Origin of the sequence: Enhydrobacter sp., from assembly GCF_030246845.1 — a bacterium.
Taxonomy (GTDB): Bacteria; Pseudomonadota; Alphaproteobacteria; order Reyranellales; family Reyranellaceae; genus Reyranella.
Window position 1 is genome coordinate 3,868,239 of sequence record NZ_CP126889.1, and the last position, 18,402, is coordinate 3,886,640.

At 60.6% G+C, this 18,402-nt stretch carries 17 protein-coding genes and 2 pseudogenes; 9 read left to right on the top strand and 10 right to left on the bottom strand.

All coding sequences use genetic code 11. From position 1 onward, the window contains the following. Positions 1–107 precede the first annotated feature (107 nt). Positions 108–512, bottom strand: a pseudogene (locus OJF58_RS19335) (integrase core domain-containing protein); the annotation flags it as partial. Here OJF58_RS19335 and OJF58_RS19340 point away from each other — a divergent pair. From OJF58_RS19340 to OJF58_RS19360, 5 genes and pseudogenes are all read left to right on the top strand, one after another. After that, positions 495–887: pseudogene (locus OJF58_RS19340) on the top strand (DUF2130 domain-containing protein); the annotation flags it as partial. The pseudogenes OJF58_RS19335 and OJF58_RS19340 sit on opposite strands and share 18 nt — an antisense overlap. A 442-nt stretch (positions 888–1,329) precedes the next feature. Next, on the top strand, positions 1,330–1,608 hold the full coding sequence (locus OJF58_RS19345) for a DUF3489 domain-containing protein (protein ID WP_300779389.1): 279 nt from the start codon (positions 1,330–1,332) through the stop codon (positions 1,606–1,608). A 10-nt stretch (positions 1,609–1,618) separates the two neighbouring features. Beyond that, positions 1,619–2,062 (top strand): DUF2924 domain-containing protein, encoded by a 444-nt coding sequence (locus OJF58_RS19350; protein WP_300779390.1) that lies wholly within the window; start codon positions 1,619–1,621, stop codon positions 2,060–2,062. Further along, the gene (locus OJF58_RS19355; protein ID WP_300779391.1) at positions 2,059–3,639 is read left to right on the top strand and encodes a recombinase family protein; all 1,581 of its coding nucleotides are present in this window, start codon (positions 2,059–2,061) and stop codon (positions 3,637–3,639) included. Before OJF58_RS19350 ends, OJF58_RS19355 begins: the two co-directional genes overlap by 4 nt. 157 nt (positions 3,640–3,796) lie before the next feature. Beyond that, positions 3,797–4,516 (top strand): dienelactone hydrolase family protein, encoded by a 720-nt coding sequence (locus OJF58_RS19360; RefSeq protein WP_300779392.1) that lies wholly within the window; start codon positions 3,797–3,799, stop codon positions 4,514–4,516. A 1,224-nt stretch (positions 4,517–5,740) separates the two neighbouring features. On the opposite strand, the gene OJF58_RS19365 is transcribed toward OJF58_RS19360, so the two are convergent. After that, positions 5,741–6,052: a DUF1476 domain-containing protein gene (locus tag OJF58_RS19365; RefSeq protein WP_300779393.1), complete on the bottom strand. Its 312-nt coding sequence runs from the start codon at positions 6,050–6,052 to the stop codon at positions 5,741–5,743. A gap of 453 nt (positions 6,053–6,505) precedes the next feature. Here OJF58_RS19365 and OJF58_RS19370 point away from each other — a divergent pair, with 453 nt between their 5' ends. Continuing rightward, the gene (locus OJF58_RS19370; RefSeq protein ID WP_300779394.1) at positions 6,506–6,961 is read left to right on the top strand and encodes a DUF1269 domain-containing protein; all 456 of its coding nucleotides are present in this window, start codon (positions 6,506–6,508) and stop codon (positions 6,959–6,961) included. A 453-nt stretch (positions 6,962–7,414) separates the two neighbouring features. Continuing rightward, positions 7,415–9,433 carry an ATP-dependent zinc metalloprotease FtsH gene (gene ftsH, locus OJF58_RS19375; RefSeq protein ID WP_300779395.1) on the top strand — a complete coding sequence of 673 codons (2,019 nt, stop codon included), beginning with the start codon at positions 7,415–7,417 and terminating at the stop codon, positions 9,431–9,433. Positions 9,434–9,651: 218 nt separating this feature from the next. Here the strand turns inward: ftsH and OJF58_RS19380 are convergent, their stop codons facing one another. From OJF58_RS19380 to OJF58_RS19395, 5 genes are all read right to left on the bottom strand, one after another. Beyond that, a complete protein-coding gene (locus tag OJF58_RS19380) occupies positions 9,652–10,344 on the bottom strand; it encodes a trimeric intracellular cation channel family protein (RefSeq protein WP_300779396.1) in 693 nt (230 codons plus the stop codon). A 21-nt stretch (positions 10,345–10,365) separates the two neighbouring features. After that, on the bottom strand, positions 10,366–11,628 hold the full coding sequence (locus tag OJF58_RS19385; RefSeq protein ID WP_300779397.1) for a M20 family metallopeptidase: 1,263 nt from the start codon (positions 11,626–11,628) through the stop codon (positions 10,366–10,368). A gap of 60 nt (positions 11,629–11,688) precedes the next feature. Continuing rightward, positions 11,689–11,934, bottom strand: coding sequence for an integrase core domain-containing protein (locus tag OJF58_RS27195; RefSeq protein WP_366526788.1), 246 nt, complete (start codon positions 11,932–11,934; stop codon positions 11,689–11,691). 422 nt (positions 11,935–12,356) lie between these two features. Then, complete coding sequence (locus OJF58_RS19390; RefSeq protein WP_300779398.1) at positions 12,357–12,749, bottom strand: transposase; 393 nt, start codon at positions 12,747–12,749, stop codon at positions 12,357–12,359. 260 nt (positions 12,750–13,009) lie between these two features. Continuing rightward, positions 13,010–14,989: an HAD-IIB family hydrolase gene (locus tag OJF58_RS19395; RefSeq protein ID WP_300779399.1), complete on the bottom strand. Its 1,980-nt coding sequence runs from the start codon at positions 14,987–14,989 to the stop codon at positions 13,010–13,012. Here OJF58_RS19395 and OJF58_RS19400 point away from each other — a divergent pair. After that, entirely contained in the window at positions 14,909–15,157 is a 249-nt protein-coding gene (locus OJF58_RS19400; protein WP_300779400.1) for a transposase domain-containing protein, read from the top strand. The genes OJF58_RS19395 and OJF58_RS19400 overlap by 81 nt on opposite strands. On the opposite strand, the gene OJF58_RS19405 is transcribed toward OJF58_RS19400, so the two are convergent. After that, a complete protein-coding gene (locus OJF58_RS19405) occupies positions 15,141–15,833 on the bottom strand; it encodes a site-2 protease family protein (protein ID WP_300779401.1) in 693 nt (230 codons plus the stop codon). The two genes, OJF58_RS19400 and OJF58_RS19405, sit on opposite strands and share 17 nt — an antisense overlap. 196 nt (positions 15,834–16,029) lie before the next feature. Further along, on the bottom strand, positions 16,030–16,866 hold the full coding sequence (locus tag OJF58_RS19410) for a ferritin-like domain-containing protein (protein WP_300779402.1): 837 nt from the start codon (positions 16,864–16,866) through the stop codon (positions 16,030–16,032). 237 nt (positions 16,867–17,103) lie between these two features. On the opposite strand from OJF58_RS19410, the gene OJF58_RS19415 reads away from it, so the two are divergent. Next, positions 17,104–17,280 (top strand): hypothetical protein, encoded by a 177-nt coding sequence (locus OJF58_RS19415; protein WP_300779403.1) that lies wholly within the window; start codon positions 17,104–17,106, stop codon positions 17,278–17,280. 593 nt (positions 17,281–17,873) lie between these two features. Here the strand turns inward: OJF58_RS19415 and OJF58_RS19420 are convergent. Continuing rightward, a complete protein-coding gene (locus tag OJF58_RS19420) occupies positions 17,874–18,257 on the bottom strand; it encodes a hypothetical protein (protein ID WP_300779404.1) in 384 nt (127 codons plus the stop codon). Between the last annotated feature and the right edge of the window lie 145 nt (positions 18,258–18,402).

The window sequence follows — 18,402 nt, forward strand, 5'->3', positions numbered from 1 at the left end:
GGTGTTGCAACGGGCCGGGGCGCGAAGCCCCCGATGAGCGCAGCGTCCCGGCCCGTTGCGGAAGCGGGAACTGCGTCGGTCTGTTTGAGCTTCGCGGCGAAGGCCGTCGGCGTCAAATAGCCCAGACTCGAATGCGGCCGCACCTCGTTGTAGTGCCGCCGCCAGGATTCGATCACAACCTTGGCCTCGGCGCGCGAGCGGAACCATTCGAGGCTGAGGCACTCGTCGCGGAACTTGCCGTTGAAGCTTTCGCTGACGCCGTTCTGCCACGGCTTGCCGGGATCGATCAGGGCGGTCTCGATCTTCTGGTCGGCCATCCACTTCAGCAGTGCGCGGGCGACGAACTCCGGGCCGTTGTCGGAACGCAGATACAGCGGCGCGCCGCGCTCGCTGATCAGCCGCGCCAGCACCTCGATGACCCGGCCGGAGCGGAGGCGGCCGTCGACCTCGATCGCCAGGCTCTCCTTGGTCCACTCGTCGGTCACGGTCAGGCACTTGAGCTGCTGGCCGTTGCCGATGCTCGCTGTGCCTTGCCTTTGGCTATCGCTCTCCGCCAAACCCTGATCGAAGTACAAGGTGCGCGCCAAGCAACTCAAGGCCAGCAATCGAAGATGGAGCTGGTTTACCAGTACCTAACTGGGCCGCGGTTTCGACAGAGGGTGGAGGCGATCGTCGAGAGGTTTTCCGATATGCAGGCCGACCTCGAGAGAGAGCGGCGCGCCGCGACCAGGCTTTGGGCCAAGAGGGAAGCCCAAATCCGCGGTGTCATTGAGGCGACCATAGGCATGTACGGCGACCTTCAAGGCATCGCCGGACAAGCGCTCGAGGAAATCGAGGGGCTCACATTGCCATTGATCGAGGCTCAACCGTCGACTCCAACAGGATAAGTGTCATGACAATGATCCTTGGGCGGATGGTATCCTCGCCAAGGCCGTCGGCGACTAAGCCAGTGTTGAGACGCCCTTAACCACAGCCGTCGGGAGTGGAGCGGCGAGAGTAAGTGCAGGGGGCTGCATGGATCCACGAGAATTCCTCTGACGCTTGTGGCCAACTGAGTACATTTGGCCACAAGTCCTCGATCAGATCGTCACTGGCACGTTGTTGTGTCACCAGTGAATGACTCGCTGCATCCGATCATTGCAATGGAATGATCGTCGCTTCGTTTTGAACTCTAGGCCCCCGGAGCGGCACGTTCACGCCAGCCATAGGATGGCTCGTTAGCGGTAAATATCGCAATGGCATGATCCGACGATTTGCTTGAGATCGTTGGCACAGCAAGCGTGCATGTGGGACGCCGGCACTGGCGCCGGTCACCAGATGGAGCACGCGATGAGCAAGCAGAAGAAGACCACCAAGGTCACTGGCCGAGCAAAGACCGCAAAGAAGAAGCAGGGGACTGTTGCCGCCGGTACGACCAAAATCTCGCAACTGGAGGCGCTGCTGCGCCGACCGGAGGGGGCGACGCTCGACCAGATCAGCGCCTCGATCGGCTGGCAGGCCCACAGCGTCCGCGGCGCGATGTCGGGCACACTGAAGAAGAAGCAGGGGCTCACGATCACCAGCGACAAGGTACAGGACGGACAGCGCATCTATCGGATCGCTGCCTGAGCTGAAGGCTATGCGATCTGACGGAGATGCCCGGGAGGCCGAGATCCGACGACTGGACGATCTCGGCCTCGACGAGCTGCGCAAGCTCTGCGGCCCGGTGCTGGGGGCGGTGCCGGTGCACCACGGCGTCCACATGCTGCGGCGTCGACTGGCTTATGAGCTGCAGGCCAGGGCGCTGGGCGACCTGCCTTTGGAGACCCAGCGGCGGCTGCGGCGCCTGCATCAGTCCTTCAGGGCCGATCCGCAGCACAAGCCGATGCCCAGGCGCCCCCTCAAGCCCGGCCTAGTGCTGACGCGGAGCTGGCAGGGAGTACTGCACCAGGTCCAAGTGACGGACCAGGGCTTCGACTATCGTGGCGAACGGTTCGCCTCCCTGTCGGAAGTGGCCAGGCGCATCACCGGCACCCGCTGGTCGGGGCCTTTGTTCTTCGGCCTGAAGAGGACACGACCGTGAGTCCCAAGGTCAAACGCTGCGCGATCTATACCCGAAAGTCGTCGGAGGAGGGGCTGGAGCAGGCATTCAACTCCCTCGACGCTCAGCGCGAAGCCTGTGAAGCGTATATAAAGAGTCAGGCCCACGAAGGCTGGAAGCTCGTAAAGACCGCCTACGACGATGGTGGCTTCTCCGGCGGCACGATGGAGCGGCCGGCATTGCAGCGGCTGATGGCTGATCTGCGGCAGGGGCTGGTCGATGTAATCGTCGTCTACAAGATCGATCGGCTGACCCGGTCGTTGGCGGACTTCGCTCGCATCGTCGAGACGCTAGACCGGCAGGGCGCCTCGTTCGTGTCGATCACCCAACAGTTCAACACCACGACGTCGATGGGACGGCTTACGCTGAACGTGCTGCTCTCCTTCGCCCAGTTCGAGCGCGAGGTCACGGGCGAGCGCATCCGCGACAAGATCGCGGCTTCGAAACGCAAAGGGATGTGGATGGGCGGCAACCTGCCGCTCGGCTACGACCTGCAGGACCGCCGGCTCGTGATCAACGACCGGGAAGCCGAGACTGTCCGATACATCTACCAGCAGTACCTAGAGCTTGGCGCGGTCTCCGCGCTTCAGACCGAGCTCCGGCAGCAAGGCATCGTCAGCAAGGCCTGGGTCTCGGGCAGTGGCCGGCAGAAGGGTGGCCTGGGCTACAGCCGCGGCGCGCTATATTACCTGCTGCGCAATCCGCTTTATGTCGGCCGGATCGCCCATCGCGGAGCAACATACGACGGTCAGCATTCGGCGATTGTGCCGCAGGAGCTATGGGATCAGGTGCAGGCGATGCTGACCCGCAATCGCCGTGGCACGCATCGAACCGCAAGAGCGGCCCAACCCTGTCTCTTGGCGGGGTATCTATACGACGATCGGGGCCACCTGATGAGCCCGTCGCACAGCCGCAAGACGACGGGGCAGCGCTATCGTTACTATGTTAGCCAGGCGCTGTTGCAAGGACGGGCGGACGAAGCGGGATCCGTTCGGCGTGTGTCGGCCGAGGCCATTGAATCCATCGTCGACCGGAGACTTTGCGAGGCGCTGCCACCACAGCAGCAGCAGGCATGGTCAAAATCCTCCATCGACCAAAAGCGCATCCGCCTCAGGCATCTGGTCGAGTGCGTCATAATCAGTCGCGACAGCGTCGAGATCAAGGTGACCGAGGCAGGGCGTGAGACGCTGGCAGAGGCTGACTCCGGAGTGTTGAGCATTGTGACCGTGCTGAAGGCAGCAGCGGGAGGAAAGCAGATCGTCTCCCGCCACGCTTCTATGGCGCGAGCCGATCGTTCTCTCGTGAAGGCGATCGTCTGGGCGCGAGATCTGCGCCAGCGTCTGGAGCGGGAAGGCGCATCGCTGGACGAGCTGGCGCGGCAGGAAGGCTGCTCGCGACCCTACGTGAGCAGCATGATCAAGCTGGCTTACCTCGCGCCCACGATCACGCAGGCCATTCTCGACGGGACCCAGCCCGCCTCCCTCACCCTGGCTGACCTGATGAAGCGCGACGTTCCGGTCAATTGGACCGACCAGCGTCGCGCCTTCGGCTTCCTTTAGATCAGCGCAACCACAGTGGCGCTCTAATCGCATCGATTTCGGTTCGCGATGATCAAGCTAGCGATTTATCTCACTCTTAGCATCGTGCAGGCGCTTCTCGACAAGGGCCAGCCAGCTGCCCAGACTTAACCTGTGGATGTAGAGGAGAATGTAACCAATGAAGACCGCCGACATTGACTACCGCGATGGTTCTCTGACCTGCCGCGGCTTTCTTGCCTATGACGAGACGAAAGCCGGGCGCCGCCCCGGAGTCCTGGTCGTGCACGAGGCTTTCGGCCTCGGCAAGCACGCGATGGACCGGGCAAAGATGCTGGCCGGCCTTGGGTATGTCGCCTTCGCCGCTGACATGTTTGGTGAACGCATGCAGGTGACCGAGTTGCCAAAGGCGATCGAGATCATCACAGATCTGCTGGGCAATCCGCCGAAGCTGTTGGCGCGGGCCGGAGCCGCGCTCGAAGTGCTGCGTCAACGACCCGAGGTCGACGCCGCGCGGCTCGGTGGGATCGGTTTCTGCTTCGGCGGTTCGACCGTGTTGCAACTCGCGCGCAGTGGTGCGGACCTCAAGGGCGTCGTCAGCTTCCACGGCGCACTCTCGACCAAGGCGCCGGCTAAAGCGGGAAGCGTCAAGGCGGGGATACTTGCCTGCACTGGCGCGGACGATCCGATGATCCCGGCCGATCAAGTTGTCGCCTTCGAAGAGGAGATGCGTGCCGCCAAGGCCGACTGGCAGGTCATTCAGTATGGCAACACCCTGCACAGCTTCACCAACCCCGAAGCCGACGGCTCACTCAACCCGGCGATCCTCTATAATGAGAAGACTGACAAGCGTTCGTGGGCTGCGATGCGCGACTTCTTCCAGGAGAAGTTCGGAGCGTAGAGTCCACAACGCCCGGCGAAGGACCCTTTCCGCCTGCGAATGTCGATCATGACTGCATCTTGTTGCGTAAGTGCCAGAATGAGGCTCAGAGAGAAAAGGCGGAAAAGGCCCTGGTTTCAGAGAAAGGGGCCCGAAAATGGGCGTACAGACTGACGCCGCATGACGCCAAGTGCCGGAAATGTCGGGATGAATTACAGGCGACCACCCGCGGAGAACATTCCGTACGGGTGGTTGGCTGTGGGGGCAGTCCCACTCGAACCCTTCTCCACGGCAAATTCGCTATTATCAGGGAATTTTACGGCGATTTGAGAGCCAACCTGAGGCCAGAGGGCAAGAAAGTGCAGCAAAAGCGGGGCTTTTTGTCGTGCTGCGCCCGACGTGAGCTATGCAGGAACAGCGAATTTGAAACAGCTTAACAGCGAATTAAAAGGCACGAACAGCGAACGGGAGGGAACGGGACGACGGGACTGGGTGGTATGGGGGTAAGCGTCCATTCCTCGCACACTTGTTGGCCACGGGCCATTTGCGATCTGACTTCCACGGCGAGTTATGCTGAGGAGGTGAGGGCGAATGGGCAACTGGACGGTCATGGGGACGGCTGAGGAGCGCGAGGCATTCTGGCCGGTCGCATCATGAGGCGTGGCAACGCAGCAATCTGAACCAGCACGAGTATTGCGAAGCGCATGGACTGGTTCTGAAGCGCTTCGAGAACTGGCGGGCGAAGTTCAAGGATGAACCGGAGGTGCCGCAGAAGCTGCTGTACCGTCGGGGCAGCCGGCCAAGTCATATGACAGGTCATATGACGGTTCGCATGACTAAGGAGGGGTCGGACAGCATGGCGGTGCTCGCCGCCGGAGTGGCGGGGTGCCGCAGGTTCAGCGAGGAGGACAGGTGGGCGTGGGTTTCATTGCCTCTTTCCAGCGGAACAGCACCCGAACGGCATGCCCAGCGTCGAACATCCCAGGCTGGGACGCGTCGTCGACGATCCGGCGCTTCTCCTGATTGAAATGTCCTGATTGAAATGCGCATCTGCGAGGAAGTGCACGTGGTGGACGCGGGCCAACGGTACCGACCAGCCAGCTGCGGTCACTTGCGGCCGGCGCGCCGCCAACCCGTCATGGATCCGGCCCCGCGCGTCTTATTCGACGCAGTCAAGATTCCTCCTCCGACCTGACCGTCGCCCTGTCCCTCTAGCGGCTTCTAGGTGAATTGCATGAAGAGCGGCTAAGCCGTCATGACTTGGCGTCGAGCGCTTCTTTTCAAACTGGCAAGCTGGGAGCGAAGTTCACGTTCCGTTGTAGGAACGCCCTTTGCTTGGAAGTCGGCATGGACCTTCGCAACGACGTCAGGTTTGTCGAATTGGGCATGGACGACCGCTTCTGCGTAATCATCCGCCTCGGCCCCCGTAAGATCCAGGCGGGCCGCTGCCCATTCGCCGAACATCCGGTTGGCGCGTGCTGTGATCCTGAAGTGGAGATCCTGCTCGTGCCTGAATTGCTCCTCGAACTGCTTCTTGCGGTCCTCAAAGACGGTCATTTCATAAACTCCTCTGTCGATTTTTGGCCTCCTCACGACGCATTCCGGTGATGAAACGGACGCTCTCAAATCAGAGAGAGATCGCCTCGTCGCACCATTCTAATGTAGCCCGTCCGGGCCGCGAGACAAGGCTGCGCTATCACCCGCTTAGGGCGCCGAATGGAATGCCCAAGGACACCCGGCTGATACTGCTTGGATGAGTGCGCATGGCTTCCTGCTACAAAGCCTTTGCCTTCCGAAGTGTTTGCATGCATCCCGGGGCTGTGACACGTCTGCATCCCCTGCATGCCCAAGACGAACGGCAAGGCCGAGCGCTTCATCTAGACCGGCTTGCGTGACTGGGCCTACGAAACGTACGGCGACGGGGGGGCCGACCTTGGTGGTTACACCACTACAACTGGCATCAAGCTCGTGGCAGTATCTCTCGATCGGCAAACTGAAAGCCCAGTTTCCATGAGCAGGTTTGTTGTCGCGATCTTCCCCGACCTACCAAGCGCTCAAGGAGGAATCCGTGCGCTGAAGGACCTCGCATCAGAGGACGTCATCCGGCTGCATGGCGCCGCCACAGTGACGAAGGGGGACAGGGGAAAGCTGACGATGCGTGTGATGGCTGACGATGGTCCGGCAATCACGGCAGCAGGGGCGCTGCTAGGTGGACTAGCTGGTTTGGCGATAGGGCCGCTTGCTGTCGCCATCCTTGCGGCAGGCGGGGCGGTTTCAGGAGCTGCGGCTGGGATAACCCACCGCGCCGCGGGCGAGGCCTTCGCCGAACAGGTGGCGCAGGACCTTCCTGCAGACTCGGCAGCAGTGGTGGCCGAGGTGACCACCGAGGACGTAGCCATCCTGGTCGCCCGCTTGGAGGCGGTTGGCGGGACCGTGACCCGGCAAGATACACTGCCGGCAAAGTAGCGTGGGGTGGAGTGGGCCAGCGTCCGGTAAGTCGCGTGACGGGGTGACAGCGCGTTGAGTTGGGTCGATAGTGAATGCGGGCGCCTAAAGTTCGAAGTTGAGACGGAGCGCCTCTGACCGCGTGCAGGGGTTGCTATGTCAACGGCAGCCCTGTTGGGTCCCCGATCAACCGCAAGCTCGCCGAGGCTTGTGAAACCGATACGGGTGCGGGAGTTGGTCGAAATCTCGTTTGAGGGCTCGCCGATCCAGGACTACTTGCCTATCGATACCGACTACGAGTCCTCTTAGGTCGGCAAGGCCTTCAAGGCAGCAGTCGCAGGTGTAGTGCTTTCTGTAATACCGGAATAGGAGCGCCCCCATTCTCGGCGGACTGAAGAGGGCGATCGACGGGCACTAGAATTTCTCCACGAGAAAGCCGTCCGGTGTCGTTTGATCGCGGATGGAACGTTGAGCATGAATACGTCAGTTAATGGCATGGAAGCCAGTTCCAATCGAGCGCCGGGGAAGGCCGCTGACAAAAGCGCCATGCCGCCACGCAAGTCGTGGGTGGTATTCTTCGTCTTGCTGGCAATCAACTATTTCCTCGTGAGCCTGATTTTCCCCGCGCCTAAAGATCTGGAGTCGATATCGTACACGATGTTCAGGGCCGAATTGGCGAAAGACAATGTCGAGGCGATCCATACGCAGGCAGACAGGATCGAGGGGAAGTTCAAATCTCCGGTCCAGTGGACTCCGCCGACGTCTGAAGGCGAAACCGCCCCCAAGGCTCGCACCATCGACAAGTTCACGACGATCCTGCCCATGTTCGTCGATTCCGGCCTTGAAACGGAACTCATCAAGCGCGGTGTCGACATCAGGTCCAAGCCGATACAGGTCGAGTCCAATCCGCTGCTGACACTTCTGTCGGCCTTTGGTCCTGCGCTCCTGATCATAGGCATCTATGTCTGGCTGTTCCGCCGTGCCGCGAAACAAGGCGGTGGAATGCTTGGAGGATTCGGCGGCCTCGGCAAAAGCAAGGCAAGGCGCTTCGACAAGGAGACGGAAACCAAGGTCACCTTCGACGATGTTGCCGGCATCGAGGAAGCCGAGAACGAACTCGTCGAGATCGTCGATTTCCTCAAGAACCCGGAGAAATACACCCGTCTCGGCGGCACGGCTCCGAAGGGCGTGCTTCTGGTGGGCGCACCCGGAACGGGCAAGACGCTGCTGGCGCGAGCGGTGGCTGGCGAGGCGGACGTGCCGTTCTTTTCGATGAGCGGGTCGGAGTTCGTGGAGATGATCGTGGGGGTGGGCGCCGCGCGCGTGCGCGACTTGTTCCTGGAGGCTCGCAAGCATGCGCCGGCCATCATCTTCATCGACGAGATCGACTCCATCGGCCGGGCCCGCGGCCAGGCGGTGGTCGGGGGTGCCAGCGAGCAGGAGCAGACGCTCAACCAGATTCTGACGGAGATGGACGGCTTCTCGAGCCGGGAAGGGGTGATCGTCCTTGCAGCGACCAACCAGCCCGACGTTCTCGACAGGGCGCTGTTGCGGCCGGGTCGGTTCGATCGCCGCGTGGTCGTCAATTTGCCGGACAAGAACGGCCGCGAGGCGATCTTCAAGGTCCACACACGCAAGATGCCGCTCGCAGCCGATGTCGACCTCGGAGGAATAGCGCAGACGACCCCGGGCGTTTCGGGCGCGGACATCCGGAACCTTGTGAACGAGGCGGCGCTTCTGGCTGCGCGTCGCGGGCAGAACAAGGTCCACCACAAGGACTTCATCGACGCGCTGGAGAAAATCGTGCTCGGGCCGGAGCGTCCCATCATCCTGAGCGAGGCGGACAAGGAACGTGTGGCATACCATGAGGGCGGGCACGTTATCTTAGGGCTGGTCGTGCCTGGTGCCGATCCGGTCCACCGTGTCACCATCGTTCCGCGAGGGCAGGCGCTTGGCGTGACCTATCAGCGACCCCTCACGGACCGCTACAACTATCCCGAAGCTTATCTGCGTGCGAAGATCATCGGCATGCTGGGCGGGCGAGCGGCAGAGGAGGTCGTCTACGGCAGCCGGACGACCGGCGCGGAAAACGACATCGAGCAGGCCACTGGGTTGGCTCGGCAGATGGTCACCCGCTGGGGCATGAGCGACAAGCTCGGCATGGTTCAGCTGGCTCCACGGCAGAACAGCTGGGTCGGCCCTGCCGCGCTCGGCACCAAGCCCTACAGCGAAGACACGGCAAAGCTTGTGGACACAGAGGTCGCACGCATCATCAAGGAGTGCCACGAAGACGCCAAGCGCCTGCTCGGCGAACACCGCGCCAGGCTCGACGCGCTAGTTGCAGCGCTGATGCAACGAGAATCGCTGGACGAAAGGGAGATTCTCAAGGTGACCGGACTACCCGCGGCCCCACTCCTGCCGGATCGTCCAAGAATATTGGACGTGACTGCTGAGCCCCAGCGTGAGCCGCTCACTGATCGGGAGCAGCAATGAATCCCGATAAGATGGAGATAACATGGAAGGGTCTGGTGACGGTGATTTGCCTAGGAAGCCGGTCCGACCGTTCGCTCGGATGACATGAGCGGTGGCCGCGCTGCAACCTTGCGAGAGCAACTGACGGTTCTACCGAGAGATTCAGATCGGTTGGCCAGCGCACCGTACCGCCGAAAGCTAGATCCGCCGGGAGTGCCTGAATCATGGACAATCCGATCTCACTGCTTGCCGTTTGGACAGGAGGCGCGATCTTTGGAGGGCGCTGTTTCCTCGGTCTCCGCAGCCGATTGATGGCGGTCGTCTGCAATTGGAAGCCGCCAGCCGTGCTGGATGGCCATATAACGAAGGCCAAAGCATAGAACAGCACCTACTACGGCCGAAGCTTCCGATGGCAGACGTAGCACGGCGCCAATCACGACAACGGATGCACCTACGAGTGCCGCGACAGCATAAAGGTCGGCGCGCAGGACGACCGGGATCTCGGCCAAGAGCACATCGCGCATCATGCCGCCGCCGATCCCGGTGAGCATGCCGAGCAAGGCGGACATGATCGGATTGAGCCCGAAGGCAACCGCCTTTTGTGCGCCGGCAACGGCAAAGAATGCCAGGCCCGCAGCGTCGAATATCAGGACGGGATTGCTTAGCTTGTTGATGCCGGAATACCAGAAGAAGGTGATTGCGCCAGCGAGCAGCGACACAGCCAAATATCGCCAATCAGCGATCGCCGCTGGTGGAACCGCTCCGATCAACAAATCGCGGGTGATGCCACCAAAATTTCCCGCAACGAACGACAGAACGAGGACACCGAAAAGATCGAGTCGCCGATTGACCCCGGCGCTCGCACCGCTGATCGCGAATACGAAAGTACCCCCCAGATCGAATGCCGACAGAAGCGCATTCAGGCTGATCATCTCTAGCCCCGTGCCATGGTCTTATGGCGAGAGCCAGGCGAGAGAGCCGACCACCAGGGTCTCGATACCGGTGCGCAGCGTCGGATGAATGACGGGTGCGAACTGCGGGCTGTGATTGACCGGCAATTCGTTTATGCGACCCGCTTCCTTGGCCTTCGCATAGGTGGTGGGATCGGTGCCGCCGACAAACCAGAAAACAGAAGGAACGTGCCACTCGCTACCGAAACACCCGAAATCTTCACTGGCCGGTGCCGGCCCAGTGTGCCGGACGCGATCGGCCGGAAAGTATGTACGAAACGCGGCGGCAATGCGCTCGCTCGCTGATTTGTCGTTGACGTTGAGGGGATAGCGGTCCAGCGGCGTGATCTCCGGAGGTCGAGGCGCGCCTGACGCAGCAGCCTCAGCCTTGACGATGCGTTCGATCGCCGTGAGCACGCGCTGGCGCACACCTTCGTCGAATGTTCTGACGTTCAGTTTGATGATGGCTTCGTCCGGGATGACGTTCTCTTTGGTGCCCGCCTGCAGGACGCCGACGGTAAGCACGGCCGCCTCGGTGGCGGCAACCTCACGGGAAATAACGGTTTGGAGTCGCAATACTGTGGCCGCCGCCATGACCACGGGATCGACGCTGGCTTGCGGCATCGAGCCATGGGCTCCACGTCCAAACAGGCGAATTTGCAAACTGTCTGCTGCCGAGGTGATGGGGCCTGCGCTTCCGGCGATCGTCCCCGCTGGCCCGAGCATGACGTGTTGGCCGAGAACCACGGCCGGCTTCGGGAAGCGCTTGAACAAGCCGTCGTCGATCATCGCCTGGGCGCCTTGTGCCGTTTCTTCCCCCGGCTGGAAGACCACCATCAAGGTTCCATGCCAGGCGTCTCGCGTTAGCGAAAACAAGCTGGCGGCGCCCACTAGCCAAGCCACATGCATGTCGTGGCCGCACATGTGGCCGACCGGCACAGACTCTCCGTCTCGATCGGTTGTCTTGACTGTGCTTGCGTAGGTAAGGCCGGTCGCTTCCTCGACGGGCAGTGCATCCATATCGGCACGCAGCATGACCGTCGGTCCATTGCCATTACGCAGCAATCCGACGACGCCTGTCTTGCCGATGCCTGTCGCCACCTCATAGCTCGAAGTTCGAAGGCGGTCTGCCGCCAAGGATGCAGTCCGCATCTCTTGCATCGACAACTCCGGATGGGAATGGACATCCTTGTAGAGCGCCTCGAGATCCGGCAGTAGTCTTTCGAGATTCGATAAGATGAGATCAGCAGAGCGCGCATCGGCCATCGCTTATCTCCTCATCTCGCTACCAGTTAGCTCGGCCGGATCAGATGACGTTTCCACCGTTCAACGTTGGCACGTTCTTGCGCCGACAGCGAGTCCGCTGTGACCTGCTTCCCGTCTCACGTCGGCTGATCGAATCTGTTCCGCTTTTGCTCTCTCGCTGGATGTGGCAACGGGACAGGGCGCGACGCGATCGAGCGCAGCGTCGCGTAGCCTGCCATTGAAGCTCTCAAGGCAGGCATTTTGCATCGGCTTGCCGGCCGCGATGTAGTGCCATTCGATCTTGCGCGCGTCGGTCCAGCGCAGCACGCATTGCTGGTCAGCTCGGTGCTGTTGTCGGAGACGATCATCGCCGACCTGCCTCGCACTACGGTGATGACCTTCAGCTCGCAGATCACCCTGCAGGCCCGACAGCGAGAAGTCCGGCAACGCCGCTAGGCATTCGCTGTTGAAGTCTCGAGCACGTTCAAGAGCCGGAACCGGCGCCCATTTGGGAGCCTGTCGCTGACCAAGTCGCGTAACCGGCGCTGGTTAGCGCGCGCGGCACGACAATCGAAGCACCCGCCCAATGGTCCGCCGTCGCCTACGTCGACGATTCACGCCGGGCCTTCCTCCCGGTAGACCCGACAGACCTTCTTGAGGTTCACCTTCGGGCCTTCCCGCTCCAGCACCCGCACCACGCGCGGGTAGCTGAACCGCCGCCGACGGATCGAGCCAGAGCACGCAGCCGCTCACGCAAAGGCCCGTTGTCGAGCCGCGGCGATTGGTACCGGTAGCTGCTCACGTCCATCCTGATCAGCCTGCAGGCCCGGCGCTGGCTCGATCCGTGGCCCGTCTCGCGAGGTCCACCGCGCGGCGCCGCACTGCAGGCCGCAGAACTTTCCCGAGGCGATATCCTTCTCCAGGGGACCTCGGCCAGCAACTTCAGCTTGCGGTTCTCCTCCTTTAGGCATCACAGGCGTTTGGCATTTGGCACCTGCATTCCGCCAAACCGCGCGACCGCCATTGTACAGCGTCGCTTCGCTGATCCCGTGCTGTCGGTAGAGGTCCGCCGGCTTCGCGCCGGCCTGGCGCAGCCGCAGGATCTCGATTATCTGCTCGTCGCTCAACTGCTTGCGCTTCATGTCCGTTCTCCTCGAACGGACTCAACCCTACTACGTGAGAGTTTCAGGTGAGCAGCTCACGGGCGATCGCGGCAAACAATTGTCTAATAGCGTACCTTCTTAACAGCGCGCGCGTAGCAACGGCGGTGTCTAAGATGTTAACTTAAGCTGCTCGCAGCATGGGGGCTGCGATAATCACCTTAATTTTGTGCCGAGATCGCTTCGCAGTTCGGCGAGCCAGTCATCTACAACGGTTTGCCATCCAGTACCTTCTGATACAGCTATGGATTTAGACTATACTTTGCTTCGATCGCATCACAAATGCGACTACGGCTATCTTGTGGATCGTGGCTACGCTCCTCAATTTGCCGCACGATTTCAGCGAGGTCCTTGTCCCTGACGCTGTCTCGGATCCAGCGCGAATAGTCGCCTCGGCGGAGGTGGAAGAGCCACGTCTCTTCATCGATCCCTCTTCCGATGTGACAAAACAAGCTGAGGTTGGGCGCACTGAGATTGTGCTTCTCGTTAGGGCCACGAAACCAAAAGCTATGCCACTTCAGATCACCTACCGCATATTTTCGGAAATGGCGGATGCGGTCCGCTTTGCCGTGAGTGACGTGCATCGGGAACGGATCCTGTCCGCTCTGGACCAACCAGCAAGTAACGTCTCCTTCGGAATTCGTCAGTTGATCGGGCAGAAGGGAAAAAGGCAGCTTCCCCAATGCGGTCCCGAAATCTTGCAAAGTTTTGAGAGGAGATGGTCCAACCGCAATTGCGACGTCGACCATAGATAAGATCGCGGGTGCGACGTGACTAGGATGGACAGTGATGAGGAGAGTTTCCCCGAGCTTCTGAGGGAGAGAGTGACGCGCATGTCCCCATGTCGCAGGAAGCAGATGGTGGGCTTCATCAAGAACAAGCCAATGCGGCCGGCCGATACGAGCACGCATTGCCTGCAGATTCAGGAAAAGCTCGGTAAAAAAATGAGGACGGTCAAGCAGCGGAACACCCAGAAGATTCACATTCACATTCACATCGGGATCTTGGAGGACTCCAAGAGCTTCGCTGATGCTCGGAGGCCGCCCTTGATCTCCAATTGTCACAAGACTTGGGACCGTTACGTAGTCACCCTCTGGGTCCACGATGCAGACTTGGTAGGATTTTTCAATAAGACGTTCAATAAACCCGGCCGCCAGTGTCGATTTTCCGCTTCCTGAAGATCCAGCCACAAGAATGTTAGGCCCGTAAGGCGGGACCCGGACGACCGTCCGATCGAGCCGCGTGCCAAGCACGATATGACGGTGGATGAGCCGGGCGTCGATCTGCTTGAGATCGTTAACGATAAGTTCGTCAATCAGTTCTGTGACACCTTCTCCAGCGGGTGACTTCGTTATAAATGCAGCGACCTCCTTGATCGCATCAAGCGCGTTCGCAACCGCCACGGGACATTCGGAAAGATTGAGGAGTGAGTGATCGTTTTCGGAGTCGCCTACAGCAACGATCTCATGTGGAGACATGCCTAGCTTACGAAGTGCGTGTTTCGTCCCGAATGCCTTGTTTATTCCGGTTGGAAGAATCATCACCGACCCTCTGTTAAAGGTGATTTTGAGCTCCAAGCCAAGCTCTTGGATGATTCCGAGTATCTTTTCCTGATTGGGCACGTGCGTGGCCACAATGACGCTGCCGATTTCAATTGGAGCAATATTTGCGTCTTTTACTGCCCTGAGAAACCGGTCGGGCAGAGGTTCCGACAGCAGGGTCGTTTCTTGTGTTTTCGGTTCGTAGAGGAGTGCTCCGTTTTCGGCTATGACGTAGCTAAACAAGTCGACGAGTGGGCAAACCGCAAGGAGATCATTGAGCCTTCTGCCAGTTGCCATGATTGCGTGTCGGCCCGATGTGCGCAATCTATCGATGGCCGCGGCGGTGACGCTAGATACCAGCCCATCCGTCGCAAGCGTGCCGTCATAATCTGTGACTAGCGCTAGATACCGCATGCGTTCACCTTCGATGACCGTGTCGAAAGGTAGGCTAGGGGTACTGCGTCGTATGAGCAACGGCGACGGAAATGAGTTGGTCTGCTTTTCGCGCTCAGCGCCCCCTCCGCAAAACGCCCTGGGGCAAAGAATCATCTGTTCGCCGGTTCCGGTGATGGCGCCGACCGCTGGGCCAGCGTCTGTTCGATGATCACAACCGCCAAGTTCAACGACCGCGAACCCTACGCCTACCTCAAGGAAGTTCTGCAGCGCTTGACCAACGGCCATCGCGCCAGCCGCGCTCGACGACCTCCTCCCCTGGATCTGGATGCCCTCCACATGACCCGTGTGCAAGGAGTGGACGCTTACGTAAGCGATCGCACAGGCACGCAGAGCAAGCGTCCAATTCGCCGCCGACAGGGCGCGCGGCCGCCTCCGTTCACGCGTTTCCCGTAAGACGGATGATGGCTCCGACAATGGCGTTGGCCGGCCCTGAAATCAGCCACGCGAGCACATCCAGGTCGGTACCCAGTCGGGAACCGAGCATCGGCAAGATGAACAGCAGACCGATGATGATGGGCATGCCATAGCGCTCCAGTCGCGCGAGCAGTAAGGCCAGCACTCTCGGCAGCAAGCCGACAGCAACGCGGCCACCATCGAGCGGTGGCAAAGGGATCATATTGAAGACCGCGAGGACAACGTTAATGTCGATCCCGTTCTGAAGATTCTGTAGATACCATCGATCCACACCAGCCGGCAGAAAGGCGACGAGGTGCGCCATGAGGCCAGCCGTCGTCGCCAGCAAAAGGTTGGTCGCCGGCCCTGCCACGGCCACCCACACCATGTCGCGACGGGGATTGCGCAACGCATTGAAATTGACCGGAACGGGCTTGGCGTAACCGAAGAGAAACGGCGCACGCGCAAGCAGGAGAACGCCAGGCAGAATAATTGTGCCAAATGGATCGATGTGCCTGAAGGGGTTGAAATCAACGCGGCCCAGGCGCCAAGCCGTGTCGTCTCCGCATCGATAGGCAACAAACCCGTGCGCTGCTTCGTGGAACGTGATTGCGATGATTACCGGCAGTACCCAGGTCGAAGCAATGTAGATCATCAAGCCAGTCTGGCGACTCATTCTGACTCCTGGCAATAACCCCGGCACGAACGTCGGCGATGCTACCCGCGGGCCTCATGCGCGCCGACCCAGATGTGGATCAGCTGACGCGAGATGTTGCGTCGCTTCGACAGCCAGTGCACCGTCTCGCCGCCGATGACTCGTGGGCAACCTGCCGCTTGAAGGCGACGCCGTGCGGGCCCTTCGACCTCCGCCGCTATCGCACCAGGAAGCGGCGCGTTGCCGAGGCAACGACCGGCGCTGCGGTGCGCCCGACCCATGGCGGCAGGCCGAGCGGCTTCAAAAGCATTTTGACCGCCATTTGGTGGGGCAGGTGGCGTTTCACGAGCTGCAGGACATCGTCGCGCCAGGAATCGTAGTCACTACGCTGGAACACGCAGTCGGGATTGCAGGCGAGGAACACGGCCTTGAAGGCGCAGAAGGCGTCCTCTGAGTCGACGGCCGCGAGCCGGTCCCAGAGTGTGCGCAACACGGCCGCGCGGCCCGGCCGTTCGAGAGCCCGGTAACGCAGGAAATAGCGGTAAAAATGCTTGTAGTGACGTACCTCGTCGGCGCTGATGCGCGCCGCCAGCCCGCTCAGCACCGGTTCCTCGCTCAACTCCGACACCGTGCGGTAGAACGCGGCGGTGCCGGTCTCCACGACGCAGCGCGCCGCCATCTCGAGGGCGCGCGTGCCGGCGAGCTGTTCGACCGTGCAAAGCGGCGTGTACTGGTCGAGAAACGTCCGATAGGCCGCCTCCCAATCGAAGCCGGGCCACGCCGTCTGGACGTAGCGCTTCAACGCCGCGCCGTGCCGCAGCTCCTCGCTCTCCCACTCCCGCTCCAGCCACTCGACGACCTCGCTGTCGTCACGGAAGTAGTCGGCCAGGTTGCGCGTGTAGAGTCTCGACGTGATCTCGATGAAGGATGCGGAAGCGACGAGATAAAAGAGCCGCCGGTCGACGCCCACTGGGTCGGATGACAGCGCGTGGTACGGGACATCGTCGATCGACCACGAAGCTTCACGATGCTTGCCGGGGCGCCCGACCGCCATGGCGACATCTCCACGGTAATGCGGTGAACACAGCCGCCACTCGAGCCGGTGTCATCCCCAGCACAGCGCCAGAGAAGGTGATCGAGTGACTTCGGATCAAGACAGGTTGCGAGCGCGTGCCCCTCCGCGCAAGATTAAGCGATGCCCGGTGACAGACCCTTCGATATCGTCAAGGCGTCGAGCGTCGGACAGAGTTTGCAGTCGTGGTGCCGATAAGCAACGTTCAAGATCGGCAAGTTGCCGTTCCTGCTGTCGAAGCAGGCGCCGGATTACCCGGCGGTCATCAGGATCCATTTCCTGCCTGAGGGTGCTGCCAAGGATTGCTACAGTCTGTTTGAGGAAGATTTGGACGTTGAGCATTTCTTCTTACCCCTCCCACTGTCGTTTTTCCTTCGTCGAAATGCGCAGCAATGAATGCCTCGCAAAAGTTGGAGACGTTGATTCAGATCAGGGCGATTCACTCTCTGCAATCCGCGAGGGCCGATAAACTGGCCGCTCTTGCCCAGCGTTCCGCTCCACCGCCGCGCGACCCACATACTGTCGGAAATGTGCGCGACGTCGATCGCGAGAGGGCCGCTCCCCGATCATCCCCGTCTCTGCCGATAGCAACCGTACTCGCTCGCCTTGATAGTCAAAACAGCCCATCTTTGGTTCTCCTGCCAAATAGACTTGAGAGGATACTGGTGGATGGATTGCTTGAGCAGGCTCGGAAAATACCTAGACAGCTCCAGGTAGTTTCCTCGATCGGCGGAGCATGGCTTCGCCCATTCGCTTGTCGATCGCAAAGAACGCTTTAAGTTGAAGGCGAATCGCCTGGTTGCGAAACAGGTGTTGAGACTGGAACGGGCTTCGGCAAGAGGACCTCACCTGAAAACTGGATGATCATGTTGTTGTTGGCAACAACAGTCGTGTCCCTAGTGGTGGTGTAACTGGCGGGAGCAAGGCCGCGAGTGAGCGCGCTGTCGGATTAGCGTCGCGGCAGTCGATGGCTTAGGGCGTCTTATGGATCATTGCCTGAGAGGAGTAGCACTGATGGCGTTGGCGGAGGTTTCGTCCAACCGACAGTGATATTCGCTGGCCCAACCGGAATGGATATTGTTTTCCTGCGCATTTATGGCCTGCACCAGATTGTCGACATCGGTCGGATTGGCAAAGGCACAGAACACTCGCATCCCGTCGACCACGATCTCCGTACTAAGTGCGTAGCCGGCTTCCGGTGCCGTGTTCTTGATTAGGAGATCGACAAGGGCAACCGGGTCTTGCGAAATGGCTCTGGGTACCTCGAGGACTACCAAATGGCGGTCCTTCTGTCTCTGGATGAAGTCCGTCCAGGCAGTCTGCGACATACTTGGGCGGGAAGCCGGCGGCTCACGTTTTCCGATGACGTTCATAACGGTCTCCTTGCTGCCACCTCGCCGGAGAGATCTTGGCCAGCCGCCAATCTATGACGAAGCGCCGCCGGGCACATTGCTCCCGCGCAATGCCGGCGCGAAAGGCGCCTGCAGCATCGTGTTTCAAAGTAGCTCGCATTTTGCC

What these genes read in the sequence shown, in the direction of transcription:
- OJF58_RS19395 (WP_300779399.1), bottom strand. Translation starts at nt 14,989, where the DNA reads ATGGCCGTTGGTCAAGCGCTGCAGAACTTCCTTGAGGTAGGCGTAGGG.
- OJF58_RS19350 (WP_300779390.1), top strand. Translation starts at nt 1,619, where the DNA reads ATGCGATCTGACGGAGATGCCCGGGAGGCCGAGATCCGACGACTGGAC.
- OJF58_RS19345 (WP_300779389.1), top strand. Translation starts at nt 1,330, where the DNA reads ATGAGCAAGCAGAAGAAGACCACCAAGGTCACTGGCCGAGCAAAGACC.
- ftsH (WP_300779395.1), top strand. Translation starts at nt 7,415, where the DNA reads ATGAATACGTCAGTTAATGGCATGGAAGCCAGTTCCAATCGAGCGCCG.
- OJF58_RS19380 (WP_300779396.1), bottom strand. Translation starts at nt 10,344, where the DNA reads ATGATCAGCCTGAATGCGCTTCTGTCGGCATTCGATCTGGGGGGTACT.
- OJF58_RS19420 (WP_300779404.1), bottom strand. Translation starts at nt 18,257, where the DNA reads ATGAACGTCATCGGAAAACGTGAGCCGCCGGCTTCCCGCCCAAGTATG.
- OJF58_RS19390 (WP_300779398.1), bottom strand. Translation starts at nt 12,749, where the DNA reads ATGAAGCGCAAGCAGTTGAGCGACGAGCAGATAATCGAGATCCTGCGG.
- OJF58_RS19400 (WP_300779400.1), top strand. Translation starts at nt 14,909, where the DNA reads ATGATCACAACCGCCAAGTTCAACGACCGCGAACCCTACGCCTACCTC.
- OJF58_RS19410 (WP_300779402.1), bottom strand. Translation starts at nt 16,866, where the DNA reads ATGGCGGTCGGGCGCCCCGGCAAGCATCGTGAAGCTTCGTGGTCGATC.
- OJF58_RS19385 (WP_300779397.1), bottom strand. Translation starts at nt 11,628, where the DNA reads ATGGCCGATGCGCGCTCTGCTGATCTCATCTTATCGAATCTCGAAAGA.
- OJF58_RS19370 (WP_300779394.1), top strand. Translation starts at nt 6,506, where the DNA reads ATGAGCAGGTTTGTTGTCGCGATCTTCCCCGACCTACCAAGCGCTCAA.
- OJF58_RS19405 (WP_300779401.1), bottom strand. Translation starts at nt 15,833, where the DNA reads ATGAGTCGCCAGACTGGCTTGATGATCTACATTGCTTCGACCTGGGTA.
- OJF58_RS19360 (WP_300779392.1), top strand. Translation starts at nt 3,797, where the DNA reads ATGAAGACCGCCGACATTGACTACCGCGATGGTTCTCTGACCTGCCGC.
- OJF58_RS19365 (WP_300779393.1), bottom strand. Translation starts at nt 6,052, where the DNA reads ATGACCGTCTTTGAGGACCGCAAGAAGCAGTTCGAGGAGCAATTCAGG.